Annotated in this window: 10 protein-coding genes; 4 read left to right on the plus strand and 6 right to left on the minus strand. The window is 70.7% G+C overall.

Features of this window, described 5'->3' with window-relative positions:
- Positions 1-50 precede the first annotated feature (50 nt).
- Together purU and ACYVO6_RS34205 are read right to left on the minus strand one after the other, a co-directional pair.
- Positions 51-935 carry a formyltetrahydrofolate deformylase gene (gene purU / locus ACYVO6_RS34200; RefSeq protein ID WP_461068084.1) on the minus strand — a complete coding sequence of 295 codons (885 nt, stop codon included), beginning with the start codon at positions 933-935 and terminating at the stop codon, positions 51-53.
- A gap of 75 nt (positions 936-1,010) precedes the next feature.
- Positions 1,011-1,511, minus strand: coding sequence for an SCO4402 family protein (locus ACYVO6_RS34205; RefSeq protein WP_461068086.1), 501 nt, complete (start codon positions 1,509-1,511; stop codon positions 1,011-1,013).
- Positions 1,512-1,629: 118 nt separating this feature from the next.
- On the opposite strand from ACYVO6_RS34205, the gene ACYVO6_RS34210 reads away from it, so the two are divergent.
- Positions 1,630-2,913 (plus strand): ABC transporter substrate-binding protein, encoded by a 1,284-nt coding sequence (locus ACYVO6_RS34210; protein ID WP_461068088.1) that lies wholly within the window; start codon positions 1,630-1,632, stop codon positions 2,911-2,913.
- 380 nt (positions 2,914-3,293) lie between these two features.
- On the opposite strand, the gene ACYVO6_RS34215 is transcribed toward ACYVO6_RS34210, so the two are convergent.
- A complete protein-coding gene (locus ACYVO6_RS34215) occupies positions 3,294-5,345 on the minus strand; it encodes a hypothetical protein (protein WP_461068090.1) in 2,052 nt (683 codons plus the stop codon).
- 148 nt (positions 5,346-5,493) lie between these two features.
- Positions 5,494-6,879: a transcriptional regulator gene (locus tag ACYVO6_RS34220; protein WP_461068092.1), complete on the minus strand. Its 1,386-nt coding sequence runs from the start codon at positions 6,877-6,879 to the stop codon at positions 5,494-5,496.
- Positions 6,880-7,206: 327 nt separating this feature from the next.
- Here ACYVO6_RS34220 and ACYVO6_RS34225 point away from each other — a divergent pair, with 327 nt between their 5' ends.
- The 3 genes from ACYVO6_RS34225 (at position 7,207) to ACYVO6_RS34235 (ending at position 10,475) form a co-directional block, all read left to right on the plus strand.
- Positions 7,207-7,887, plus strand: coding sequence for a bifunctional DNA primase/polymerase (locus tag ACYVO6_RS34225; RefSeq protein WP_461068094.1), 681 nt, complete (start codon positions 7,207-7,209; stop codon positions 7,885-7,887).
- Between the two features lie 192 nt (positions 7,888-8,079).
- Positions 8,080-8,871 (plus strand): ABC transporter ATP-binding protein, encoded by a 792-nt coding sequence (locus ACYVO6_RS34230; RefSeq protein ID WP_461068096.1) that lies wholly within the window; start codon positions 8,080-8,082, stop codon positions 8,869-8,871.
- Entirely contained in the window at positions 8,868-10,475 is a 1,608-nt protein-coding gene (locus ACYVO6_RS34235; RefSeq protein WP_461068098.1) for a transporter, read from the plus strand. The genes ACYVO6_RS34230 and ACYVO6_RS34235 overlap by 4 nt, the downstream gene beginning before the upstream one ends.
- Before the next feature lie 61 nt (positions 10,476-10,536).
- On the opposite strand, the gene ACYVO6_RS34240 is transcribed toward ACYVO6_RS34235, so the two are convergent.
- A complete protein-coding gene (locus ACYVO6_RS34240) occupies positions 10,537-11,406 on the minus strand; it encodes an alpha/beta fold hydrolase (protein ID WP_461068100.1) in 870 nt (289 codons plus the stop codon).
- A gap of 679 nt (positions 11,407-12,085) precedes the next feature.
- Entirely contained in the window at positions 12,086-12,778 is a 693-nt protein-coding gene (locus ACYVO6_RS34245) for a metal-dependent transcriptional regulator (RefSeq protein ID WP_461068102.1), read from the minus strand.
- Positions 12,779-12,983: the final 205 nt, after the last annotated feature.

Below are 12,983 nucleotides of genomic sequence, written 5' to 3' on the forward strand. Positions count from 1 at the left end.
GACCAGCCACGACGGACCCGCAGCTTCGAACCGCATTTCCAGCGGAGCGCTTACGCGAACACGACCGTCCGCCGCCCGTTCAGCAGAATCCGGCGCTCCGCATGCCACTTGACCGCCCGTGCCAGCGCCTGGCACTCCACATCGCGCCCCACGGCGACGAGTTGGTCCGGCGTGAGTTCGTGGCCCACGCGCTCGACCTCCTGCTCGATGATCGGCCCCTCGTCGAGGTCGGCCGTCACATAGTGCGCGGTGGCGCCGATGAGCTTCACCCCGCGCGTGTGCGCCTGGTGGTACGGCTTCGCGCCCTTGAAGCTCGGCAGGAAGGAGTGGTGGATGTTGATGATCCGGCCGCTCAACTGCTTGCACAGGTCGTCGGAGAGGACCTGCATATAGCGGGCGAGGACGACCAGCTCCACCCTCTCCTCGCGCACGATCTCCAGGAGCTGCGCCTCGGCCTGCGGCTTGTTGTCCCTGGTGACCGGGAGGTGGTGGAAGGGGATGTCGTACGAGGCGACGAGTTCGGCGAAGTCGGTGTGGTTGGACACCACGGCGGCGATCTCCACGGGCAGCGCACCGGTCCGGGCGCGGAAGAGCAGGTCGTTCAGGCAGTGGCCGAACTTGCTGACCATGAGGACGATGCGCATCTTGTCCTCGGCGCGGTTGATCTGCCAGTCCATCTGGAAGGAGTCACCGATGGCGGCGAAGCTGGCGCGCAGCTTGTCCAGGCTGACCGGCGGTTCCGCGGAGAAGTGGACCCGCATGAAGAACAGTCCCGTGTCGTGGTCGCCGAACTGCTGGCTGTCCTCGATGTTGCACCCGGTCATGAAGAGGTAGCTCGACACGGCGTGCACGATCCCCTTCCTGTCCGGGCAGGAGAGGGTCAGGACGTACTGGTCGGCGGCGGGCTCGGCCCCGCGGACGGACTGCTCGGTCATGCAGGCCAGGGTCCCATACCGGTACGACGCGGAGAGCGCACGTCCCACTCCACGGACGTACGGCCGGACGTACGGTCAGGCCGACCGCGTCATGATGCGGAGCACCTCGAGCGTGCGCGGTGGTGCGTCCGGGTCCTCCCCGTCGCTCGCCGCCATCCGCACATGCGCGTCCCGGGCGGCCCGCACGGCCTCCGGCCACGCCTGGTGCTCGAGGTACGCGGAGACGGGCGCGTCCGGCCCCACCTGGTGCATGATCCGCAGCACGCGCAGTACGGCGCTGTCGACGAGCGCCGCCTCCTGCGAGTCCCGGAAGATCGTGCCGACGTATTTCTCGGCGGACCAGTTGTCCAGCCAGGTGTCCTCGACGAGGCGGTAGACGGCGTCGGTGACGTCGCCGTATCCGTCCACGCCCGCGAGCCAGACGTTCTGCTGGAAGCCGGGGTCGGAGAGCATGTGCAGCGCGGAGCGCACATTGCTGCGCCAGCGCCACCACGGCATGTCGTTGAGTGGCATGCCGCCCATGGTGGATGAGCGGCGGCCATGACGGGAAGAGTTCTCCGAACCTTGCACAGTCACCGATCGTACGTTCCCACCCGAATCCATCCGCGTGGACCCCTGCTATTCACCTTGGCGTCACCGAATGTTGAGCAAGGATCACACGAGCATTTGGAATGTGGCGGAATCGTGCGTGTTCATGACCGGCAGGCGTAGCACCCCCACCTCTCTCCGCCCCCGAAGCATCAGGGCCACCATGCTGTCCGCGGGCGCGCTGGTGGCGTGTGCGTCCCTGGCCGTTGGTTGCGGGGTCGTCTCCGGGGTCACGGGGGGCTCCGGAGACGACCCCGTGACCGTCATGACCATGGCCCCGGAGAAGACCAAGGCGACGAACAAGCCCGGTATGCCCGCCATGGCGAAGACCTACGCACGCTGGGTCAACAAGGGCGGCGGCATCAACGGCCGTGAGCTGAACGTGATCACCTGCAACGAGCGCAACGACTCGGTGGGCGCCGCCGAGTGCGCCCGGCGCGCGGTCGAGGAGGACGTCGTCGCGGTCGTGGGCTCGTACAGCCAGTACGGCCGTTCCTTCCTCTCCCCGCTGGAGGCGGCCGGCATCCCGTACATCGGCGGGTACGGCCTCACCGACGACGAGTTCACCAGCCCGCTCTCCTATCCCGTCAACGGCGGCCAGCCCGCGCTGCTGGCCGGCCTCGGCCGGGAGCTCGCCAAGAACTGCGGCCCCGTCACCCTCGTACGCCCGGACACGATCGCCGGTGACGAGCTGCCGGTGCTGCTCGACTCCGGGCTCTCCGCCGGAAAGCACGCGGAGGCCGCCGACCTGCGGGCCGCCGACGACGCCACGGAGTACTCACGGCATGCCGAGCAGGCGATCGAGCGGGCTTCGTCCGACCCCACGGAGAAGGGGTGTGTGGTGCCCGCGCTCGGCGACCGCACCAGCACCTTCATGGACTCCTTCCGGCGCATCACCGACGACTACCCGGCGGTGCGGACCGCGACCGTGCTCGGCAGCGTCGACCAGTCGGTGATCAACGCCACGGGCCGTACGTACGAGGGGTCGTACGTCACCGGCTGGTACCCCGCGTCGAGTGACGCGCGCTGGGATGCGATGCGCGATGTAATCCAGAAGGAAGCCTTCGGCGACAACCGGATCGACGCCTCGGACGCGGGCGTGCAGACCACGTGGATCGCGTACACCGTCCTGAGGAAGACGATCGAGTCTCTGGGCGACGGTGAGGTGTCCGCGCGCACGGTGCGGCGGGCGCTCGATGACGGGCTGAAGATCGAGACGGGCGGGCTGACGCCGACGCTGAGCTGGGCCTTCTCGGATCTGATCGCGGCGAGCGGGTTCCCGCGGGTGATCAACTCGAACGTGACCTTCCAGGTGGTGCGCGACGGTCAACTGGTCGCGGCTCGGAAGGGGTTCACGAATGTGTCTCGGATTCTGGAGAACGCGAGTTAGCTCCGCTGGTTGTGCGGTTTTTGGGTGCGGGTGCGTTGTGGTTGCTCGCGCAGTTCCCCGCGCCCCTGGGTGCGTGGTGGGTCGGGGCCGTGGGCCGGTGCGTCAGCCCGTCGCAGGCCGGGCGTACGGCCCTTTGCTGGTACAGGGTGCGGGTGGCCTGAGACAGAACCTACGCGACGGGCATACGACGCACCGGCCCACGGCCCCTCCCGCCGGTGGGAGGCTGCGGGTAGTTGGGGGTGCGGGCTTGTTCGGGGCGCGTGCTTTTCGGGGCGCGGGTAGCCGCAGGCTTTTTAGGGGCGCGGGGAACTGCGCGACAAGCCACGACGGGCCTGCAGTCGCCCATGGACCGAACCCACCCACCCCGGTAGGCGCCCCCGTCAAAGCTGGGTCGGCTGGCGTTCTGTCAGGCCGTAGGTCTGGGCTATGGCGTTCCACAGCGGAGCGGCCTTCGCCTTCTGGGTGGTTGCGGTGCCGCTTTCGCGGTTGCCTGCGCGAGTCTGGGGCGTGGTGCGGGCCTGGCCCTTGGGGCAGCCCTTCTTGGCTGCGACCTGGTCGGCCCAGGCCGCGTAGTGGGTGTCCGCCGAGGCGGAGGCCTTCCAGGCGCTGTTGAGCGCGGCGGTCAGCTGGGCGTGGTTCGGCAGCTTGTCGACGGGGAGGCCCGCGAGGCTGGTGACCAGTCCGTTGCGCTGCTTGGCGGCGTTACGCAGGTCGGTGGCGGCCTGGCCGAGGTTGGTGCACGCCCGTACGTTGGATACGGCCCTGATCACCGCGTCACGGCTGTCGTTGCTGTCCGCCAGGAGCTTGTCGAGAGCTACGGCTTGCGCTTTGGCCGGGTCGGCGGAGGCGGACGAGGATGCGGACTCCTCGGCGGTGGGGGCGGTGGCTGCCACGGTCTTGTTCTCGTCGCCGCTGTCGTCGCCTCCGCCGCCGCTGAGCAGGGCGCCCGCTCCGATGCCGAGCACGGCGATGCCGACGCCTACGGCGGCGATGAGGGGTATGCGACCGCGGCTGCTCTTGCCGCCGCCGTTGCCGTGGCCGCTGTCTGCCGCCTCGCGCTCGCGCCTGGCGGCGCGTCCGCCGGGCGCCGACTGCAGGTCGAACTGCGGCAGCTGTTGCGTGGCGTCCGGGCCGTCCGACGCCTCCCGGAAGAGGTTGTCGAACTCGGCCGGCGGCTGCCGGTCGCCCGGCGCGCCTGGGCGTATCCCGTACGCCGCGCCTCCGCCTCCGGGCTGCGCGGGAATCGGCGGGATGTACTGCGTGGCCTGGGCGTCCGGGTCGGCGGCCGGAGGCATGGGCCCGGCGCCCGCCCCTGCGGCCGTGGCTCCTGCGGCGGGCATCGGCCCGGGACCGCCCTGCCGAACCCGGCCGAGGAACCGTGTCGCCTCGGCGTCGGAGGGTGCGGGGGCCTCCGGCGGCAGAGCACCCGGGCTCACGGGAGGGATGTACTGGGTGGCGCCCTCATCCCCGGACGCTCCGGTCGGGACGGGCGGCAGGTATTGGGTGACGCCTTCGTCTCCACCGGCTGCGGGAGGCAGGGGCGCGGAGTGCCTGCCCTGCCCGGAGGGCTGCGACTGCGGCTGCGCCGCGCGCTCGGCCGGGGGAAGGGGCGCCGCGTGACCGGCTGAGGGCTGGGAGGGGCCGTCGTACGCGGCTGGCGTCCGGGAGGCTGCGGGGTCGCCGACCCCCTGTGGGGTGGCGTAACCGCCTTGGGCCTGTGGGGCAGCAGGACCGGCGGGCCCCTGCGGGGCACCATGCCTGCCGGATCCCTGCGGGGTCGCTTGGCCGGCGAAGTCCGGTGAAGCGCCGTATCCGCCCTGCGCCTGCGGCCCTGCGGAGCCACCTGGCGCCTGCGGCGTGCCGAATCCGGCCGTCCCCTGCGGCGGCCCGAATCCGTTCGTCCCCTGCGGCGCGCCGTACCCCTCCGCCCCCTGTGGTGGCGTGGTCGGGCCCTCCGGGGGGAGCCCTCCCGTGTCAGGCGACTGGTGCGGTTGTGGGGCCGGTGCGTTGGCCGGAGGGGGCTGGTGGCCCTCTCCTCCGCTCGGCGCCGACGGAGCGCCCCACTGGGGCGGGGCGTCGGCGCTCTGCGTGCCGTACTGGGGTGCCGTGGCGGAGCCCTGCGCTCCGTACCCCGTGCCCTGGTCGCCGTTCCAGCCGGACGTGGGGTCGGGCGGTGTGCCCCAGGACGGAGCAGGGGCATGCCCGTCTTGTGCCGGATCCTGCCAACCCTGGCCCTGGCCTTGGTCCTGGCCCGGCGGAGCCTGCGGTGGCTGGCCAGGGCCCCAGGGCTGGTCCCAGGACTGGCCGCCCGCCGGCGTCGTGTGGTCCGGTGGGGTGCCCGGCAGGAGGGGTGCGCTGCCGTCGGACGGCAGCACGATGCCTTCGCGCGCGGGGCGCGGCGAGGGCTCCTCGCCCTGTCCGTTCTGCGTCACCGGGACTCCTACTAATGGGGGACCTACGGAATCATCGGTTCACGCTACCGGGTCCCCACAACCCGATGCCACGCAGCTCAGGACGTGACTCTCGCCCCACCGCGCGCGCGTAACAGAATCGCCGCGCGGGACGCTGTTAATGGCCCCGTTACGCCGCGGCCTGTAGATCCAGCCGCGCCCCGAACTCCCGTACCACCGGCTCGTCCTGGTACGGCTCCAGCCGCTGCTGGAAGTCCTCCAGGTACTCGGCGCCACGGTTGGAACGGAGCGTGTTGAGGAGTTCGACCGCCTTCATCCCCGTATGGCAGGCCTGTTCCACCTCACGCTGCTGCACCTGCGCGGTGGCCAGCAGGACGAACCCGATCGCGCGCCGCCGCGCGCGCGACTCCGGATGCCCGGCGAGGGACTCCTCCGCGCACCGCGCCGCCGCCTGAGCCTGCCCGAGGTCCCGATGACAATGCGCCAACTCATCGGCCAGATACGCCTCATCGAAGTGCGCGATCCACCGCGGATCGTCCCCGGAGGCACCGTCGGCCGCCTCCATGGCGTTCACGGCCCGCCCCGACGCCACCTGGGCCGCCCGCGCGTCGCCCATGAGCGCGTGCCCGCGCGCCTCCGCGGCGTGGAACATCGCCTCCGCGCGCGGAGTGACCCGCCCGCGCGCGCCTTCCTGCGCCGCCCGCGCCAACTGCGCGATCTCCCGCGGATTCCCGAGCTGCGCGGCCAGGTGGCTCATGGACGCGGCCAGTACGTATCCGCCGTATCCGCGATCCCCTGCCGCCTGCGCGAGCCGCAGCGCCTGGATGTAGTAGCGCTGCGCGAGCCCCGGCTGCCCTGTGTCGACGGCCATATAGCCCGCCAGCTCCGTCAACCGCGCGACCGCCGCGAACAGTTCGCGCCCGACGGCTTCCCGGTACGAGCCCGCCAGCAGCCCGGAGACCACGCTGTTCAGGTAGTGCACGACCACCGGGCGTACGTGCCCGCTGCCGTACTGGTGATCCAGATCCACCAGCGCCTGCGTCATCGCCTTCACGGCCGCCACGTCGGCCGACCCGACCCGCGGCCCCGTCGAGCGCGCCACCTGTGCGTCCGGCGAGGAGATCAGCCAGTCGCGGCTCGGCTCGACGAGCGCGGAGGCGGCGACGGACGAGCCGGACAGGAAGTCCCGCCGCCCCACGTCACTGCGCCACAGCTCGCAGACCTGCTCTATGGCGCCGAGCACGGTCGGCGAGAACTGCAGGCCCACCCCGGAGGCGAGGTTCTTGCCGTTCGCCATCCCGATCTCGTCGATCGTGACCGTCCGGCCCAGCTTGCGGCCCAGCGCCTCGGCGATGATGGCCGGCGCCCGCCCGCGTGGCTGCTGTCCGCGCAGCCAGCGCGCCACGGACGTCTTGTCGTAGCGCAGATCGAGACCGTGTTCCGCGCCGCACATGTTGACCCGGCGGGCCAGCCCGGCGTTCGAGCAGCCCGCTTCCTGGATGAGCGCTTGCAGCCGTTCGTTCGGCTGCCTGGCGACGAGAGGCCTTGCGGCCATGGCGTACCCCCTGTGGCTGCGGTGCCTGCCCACGCACCGAGTTGATGTGTCCTCAGCGGCCGGAACCTCCTCCGGCTTCCGTGAAAGGAACGAAAAGATCCGGCCTCGAAGAGCAATGCCCCGCGGACATACCGAAGATGCGAGACATGCGAGGATTGCCGGGGTAAGAACTGTTGCCGTACCCCACACCTGGCTACCCAGCCCCCGCTGCCGTTGCCCGTGCGCGCCCCCACCCATGCATCCATGCGCCCCACATGCGAAAACGGTGCTCCCCCACCGCGCACGTCGGGGCCGTAACGCCGGGTGGGTGCGGGAGTTGAGTTGTGCATGGAAGAGACCATCACCAGCACCGAAGCCGCGCGGATCCCGAAGCAGCGCGGGGAAGCACTGGAAACACTGCAGGACATCGCCGTGCGCTATGCCGAAGAGCGCCACTGGGACGTGTTTCCCGGCACTTGGCTGGAAGCCGTCGACGGGGTGCAGCGCTGCTCGTGCGGCGAGCCCGCGTGCGCCGCACCCGGCGCGCATCCGGCACGTGAGGACTGGCCGACGCAGGCCACGGGCAGTGCGACCGTCGCGCGCCGACTCTGGGCGAAGCAGCCGGCGGCGTCGATCCTGCTGCCTACGGGGCGTACGTTCGACGCGATTTCCGTCCCGGAGACCGCGGGGTTTCTTGCGCTGGCCCGGCTGAAGCGGATGGAGCTGTCGCTGGGGCCGGTGACCTGTACTCCGGATCGGCGGGTGCAGTTCTTTGTGCTGCCGGGGGCGACTGCGAAGGTGCCGGATCTTGTACGGAAGTTGGGGTGGTTGCTTGCCTCACTTGATCTGGATGTGCTCGGGGAGGGGGCGTATGTGGCTGCGCCGCCCACGCGGTTCGGGGCGCACGGGCGGGTTCAGTGGGCCTGTCGGCCCACGCCCGCTAATCGGTGGCTGCCTGATGCGGAGGAGTTGATCTCGCCGATCGCTTACGCGTGTGGGCGAGACGTTCGCCGTTCGCTCCGCGGGTAGGCGGTACGAAGCGCTCCGCGGGTAGGGCGGTACGAAGTCTGCGGGTTTGTATGTGGCTGGTCGCTCCCCCACTCTCGGCTCCTCCCCCACTCTCGGCTTCGCTCGAGTGGGGGGACCCCCATCGCGGCGGAGCCGCAAATCGACAACAGCCCCGCGCCCCTACGGGGGCGCCTCCCCGTATCGTGCCCCCCTATGACGGAGGGAGCCGACGTGGGCGCTGTTGCCGTGCGCGTGCAGGGGTTGTGGAAGCGGTTCGGGGAGCAGGTCGCCGTCGCGGGAATCGATCTGGAGTTGCCCGCGGGGCGGTTCATCGGGCTGGTCGGGCCGAACGGGGCCGGGAAGACCACCACCCTGTCGATGGTGACCGGTCTGCTGCGGCCCGACCAGGGGTCCGTCGAGGTCGTCGGGCATGACGTGTGGCGTGATCCGACTGAGGTCAAGGCCCGTATCGGTGTCCTGCCCGAGGGGCTGCGGCTGTTCGAGCGGCTTTCGGGGCGGGAACTCCTCGCGTACACCGGGCGGTTGCGGGGGCTGCCCGGTGCCGAGGTCGACAAGCGGGCCACCCAGCTCCTGGACGTACTCGACCTGGCCGGTGCCCAGCACAAGCTCGTCGTCGACTACTCGACCGGGATGCGGAAGAAAATCGGGCTCGCCTCCGCGCTCCTCCACAACCCCGAAGTCCTCTTCCTGGACGAGCCGTTCGAGGGCGTCGACCCCGTTTCCGCGCAGACGATCCGTGGCGTCCTGGAGCGCTACACCGCCTCCGGCGCCACCGTCGTCTTCTCCTCCCACGTCATGGAGCTGGTCGAGTCGCTGTGCGACTGGGTCGCCGTGATGGCCGCGGGCCGTATCCGCGCCCACGGCACGCTCGCCGAGGTGCGCGGCGCGGAGCGCTCCCTCCAGGAGGCGTTCCTCGAACTCGTCGGGGCGAACGGCCGCGACACCGCCTCCGACCTCGACTGGCTGGGCGGCGGCGCCCGATGAGCACGGCCACCTCCGTCGGCTCGGTCACCCCCGTCGTCGTACGCCTGAAGCTGTCCCTGCTGCGCAACGGTCTGCGGCAGTCGGCCGGGCGGCGGGCCGCGTACGTCGCGTCGATCGTCGTCGTCCTACTCTTCGCCGCGCTCCAGCTCATCGGCCTGATCGCGCTGCGCGGCAACACGCACGCGGCGAGCGTCACCGTGCTGCTCACCGCCATCCTGGCGCTCGGCTGGACCGTGATGCCCCTGTTCTTCGCCAGCGGGGACGAGACGCTCGACCCCACCCGACTGGTGATGCTGCCGCTGCGCCCGCGCCCGCTCGTGCGTGCCCTGCTGGTGGCCTCGCTGGTCGGTATCGGGCCGCTGTTCACGCTGTGCATGTTCGCCGGTTCCGTGATCGCGATGGCGCACAGCACGGCCGCGTACGTCACCGGGGTCGTCGCGATCGTCCTCGCGCTGCTCGTCTGCGTGGCCCTCGCGCGTGCCGTCGCGACGGCCAACATCCGGCTGCTGACCAGCCGTAAGGGCCGCGATCTCGCCGTACTCAGCGGACTGGTGATCGCCGTGGGCGCCCAACTCGTCAACTTCGGGGCGCAGAAGCTCGGTTCCTCGGGCCTGTCCACGCTGGACCCGGCAGCCGAGGTGCTGCGCTGGGTGCCGCCCGCCTCGGCGATCGGCGCGGTGGACTCGGTGAACGAGGGTTCGTACGCCACTGGAGTCGCCCAACTCGCCCTGAGTGCCGGGGCTTTGGTGGCCCTGCTGGCCCTCTGGCAGCGGAGTCTGACCCGGCTGATGACCTCGCCGGACGGCTCAACGCTCCAGGCCGCCGAGCCCACGCGGGACAAGGCGGGCCGCTCGTCCGGCCTGTCCCGGCTGCTGCCCGCGGGACGCACGGGCACAGTCATGGAGCGCAGCCTGCGCTATGTGTGGCGCGACCCGAAGACGAAGGCCGCGTGGGTGACGTCGCTCGCGATCGGGCTGATCGTGCCGGTGTTCAACGCGCTGCAGGGCACCGGCTCGATCTACTTCGCCTGCTTCGCCGCCGGGATGCTCGGGATCCAGATGTACAACCAGTTCGGGCAGGACACGTCCGCGTTCTGGATGGTCGCGCTGACCATTTCGTCCACGCGGGACGCGTATGTCGAGCTGCGGGGGCGGGCGCTGGCGCTCCTGCTGATCACGCTCCCGTACGCGACGCTCGTGACCGTCCTGACGACGGCGATGCTCGGCGACTGGCCCGCCCTGCCCGAAGTCCTGGGCCTGTCCTTCGCGTTGCTCGGCGCGATGCTGGCGACCGGGGCCTGGTCCTCCGCCTGCTTCCCGTACTCGATCCCGCAGGAGAGCTACAAGAACGTGGGCCCCGGGCAGGCGGGCCTGGCCGGGTTCTCGATCTTCGGCGGCATGGTCGCGGCGGCCCTGCTGTGCGCACCGGTCATCGCGATCGCCATCTGGCTGCATGTGTCGGCAGGCGGGGAGGAGTGGACCTGGCTGCTGCTGCCGCTCGGGACCGCGTACGGCGCGGGGATCACCCTGCTGGGGCTACGGCTCGCCGCACCGCGGACGGCACGGCGGCTGCCGGAGATTCTGGCGGCGGTCAGCAAGGGGTGAACCCCGCGAGAGCGTGTCTCGCGGGTGAGCCTCGCGGGTTCGGGTGCTCGGCGCTCGCTTTTCACCGCGCCTCCGGCGGAGCGAGCCCGTCCAGGAACGGCTCGATCGCCGCCCGCCAAGCGTCCGGCTGGTCGTAGTGCACGAGGTGGCCGGCGTCGGCGACCTCCGCGTACTGGCCCTGGGGCAGGACGCGGACCATCTCCTGGGACTCGGCGCGACCGAGCTCGCCGTCGAGGCCGCGTACGACGAGGGCGGGGCAGCGGACCTGGGCCAGCTCCTCCCAGTGGGCGTCGTACACCCAGGTCTCGCGGGACTTGAGCATCTGCTCGGGCTCGAAGACGGGGCGCCAGCCGTCGTCGGACTCGGCCATGACCTCGGCGTAGAACTCGCCACGGGAGGGGTTCGGGCGCTCCACCCAGGGGTCGTCCTCGCCGAACCACTTGCGGACGTCGGCGAGCGTGGCGAAGGGGACGGGCCAGGACTTGAACCACGCCTCCCATTCGCGCTGTGAGGCCGCGCCGAGTGCGGAGGCCCGCATGTCGCAGATGATCAGGCCGCTTACGAGGTCGGGGCGCTTGGCGGCGAGCTGCCAGGCGGTCAGCGCGCCCATGGAGTGGCCGATCAGGACGGCGGGGGCGAGACCGAGTTGTTCGAGCGCGGCCTCGGCGTCGTCGACGTACGCCTCACGTGTGTACGGGCCCTCGGGGGGCTTGTCGCTCTGGCCGTGGCCGCGCTGGTCGAGTGCGACGGCGCGATGCCGCTCGGAGAGCCAGCGGGCGGTGGACGCCCAGTGTGAGGCACGGCCCATCAGGCCGTGCAGTAACAGCACGCCCGGCGTCCGCTCGACCTCCCCGGTCTTGGGAGGATCGGCGAACTCCCAGGCGGCGAGGCTTACGCCGCCCGCTCCGGTCACGTCGATGCGCCGCACCATACGTTGGCACCCCCCTTGATCCACTCGGCCCGCTCGTCCCGCACGAGTCGGCCGTCGCGTTCGTACTGGCTCGTCGTACCGCTGCTCCTGCTGGTTGTTGCCGCTGCTGTGCTCGCTGGTTGTGCCTGTTGAATGTTCCTGCGTCCTGTGCGGTGGTTCCGTCACTCCTACATTATCGAATGCCCGTTCGAAAGCGGGGTCCTTGCACGGTAACACCCCTCGTTCGAGTGACCTCCTTCAGGGATTGATCGCCGCCGCTGAGGGGAGATCTTCAACGGGAGGCGGGCCGCTCGGGGAAATCGGTCCGAAGGGGATGACCCTGGGAGCTCGGGGCTCCGGGTCAGCACAGGGGAGGACAGGCCCCGGCGCCGCAGGGCGCCGGGGCCCTCGAACGTTCCGCGATGCATATGCCTCCCCCTCCCAGGGACAGACTTACACGCAACCCGTGAATTCGCTGCGCTTCGGATTGGTCAACTGCCCGAAAAGAAAGGCGAGTTGGCAGTCGGGTCATCGATGGCTTCGATGAACGTGGTGCGTCCGGTCACCACAGTGGCCGGGGTGAGAGACCGGGCCCCGCACCTCCCTGATGGGCGCCCGGGGCAACCGCCCCATGCCGGAGTCGCCCCTTCGACGACCCCTGCAAGGAGGTTGGAACCCTAACCCGCCCGATCACTCGCCGTCAGCGCTTCGCTACGAAAACATGTGAGGCGGTGTCCGCCTCCAGCTCTGCCGCCTCGCCGCCGCTGCCCACCAGGACGCCGCCCGCCGACTCCGTCACGCTGACCACCGAGCCGGGCTGCACGCCGGCCCGCCGCAGCGTGTACATCAGCTGGGCGTCCGTCTGGATGGGCTCGCCGATGCGGCGTACGACGACCGTCTTGCCGTCCATCCCGGGGTCCAGGTCGGCGAGCGAGACCATGCCCTCGTCCAGGAACGGGTCCGCGCCGTCCTTCTCGCCCAGCTCCTCCAGACCCGGGATCGGATTCCCGTACGGCGACTCGGTCGGGTGGCGCAGCAGCTCCAGGACGCGGCGCTCGACCGCCTCACTCATCACGTGCTCCCAGCGGCAGGCCTCGGCGTGCACCTGCTCCCACTCCAGACCGATCACGTCGACGAGCAGGCACTCCGCGAGACGGTGCTTGCGCATCACGCGCGTGGCCAGCCGACGGCCCTCCTCCGTGAACTCCAGGTGCCGGTCGCTGGCGACCGCCACCAGGCCGTCGCGCTCCATCCGCGCCACCGTCTGGCTGACGGTCGGCCCGCTCTGGTCGAGCCGCTCGGCGATACGGGCGCGCATGGGGACCACACCTTCCTCTTCCAGCTCGAGGATGGTGCGGAGATACATCTCCGTGGTGTCGATCAGTCCGGACATACGTGCCCCTCGATGAGATCTGCCGGAGGCTGAGTGGCTCACCGGCGTGTGCGCTGGCCCTGACGTCAATTCTGACGCATCCCGGTGACAACCGTGCCGCGCGGCAAGAACCCATGACGGAACCGCCCCACCGCAGTACTGGGACCGCCTCCGAGCCCGCCCCCGTGGCCGTATTGACAGCGCACTGGTCCAGACCGCAACGTGA

This window comes from Streptomyces pseudoechinosporeus (assembly GCF_054783935.1).

Bases quoted from the DNA above. Each gene is read 5' to 3' on its own strand.
- ACYVO6_RS34235 (WP_461068098.1), top strand. From the start codon at position 8,868: ATGAGCACGGCCACCTCCGTCGGCTCGGTCACCCCCGTCGTCGTACGC.
- purU (WP_461068084.1), bottom strand. From the start codon at position 935: ATGACCGAGCAGTCCGTCCGCGGGGCCGAGCCCGCCGCCGACCAGTAC.
- ACYVO6_RS34220 (WP_461068092.1), bottom strand. From the start codon at position 6,879: ATGGCCGCAAGGCCTCTCGTCGCCAGGCAGCCGAACGAACGGCTGCAA.
- ACYVO6_RS34210 (WP_461068088.1), top strand. From the start codon at position 1,630: ATGACCGGCAGGCGTAGCACCCCCACCTCTCTCCGCCCCCGAAGCATC.
- ACYVO6_RS34225 (WP_461068094.1), top strand. From the start codon at position 7,207: ATGGAAGAGACCATCACCAGCACCGAAGCCGCGCGGATCCCGAAGCAG.
- ACYVO6_RS34240 (WP_461068100.1), bottom strand. From the start codon at position 11,406: ATGGTGCGGCGCATCGACGTGACCGGAGCGGGCGGCGTAAGCCTCGCC.
- ACYVO6_RS34230 (WP_461068096.1), top strand. From the start codon at position 8,080: ATGACGGAGGGAGCCGACGTGGGCGCTGTTGCCGTGCGCGTGCAGGGG.
- ACYVO6_RS34245 (WP_461068102.1), bottom strand. From the start codon at position 12,778: ATGTCCGGACTGATCGACACCACGGAGATGTATCTCCGCACCATCCTC.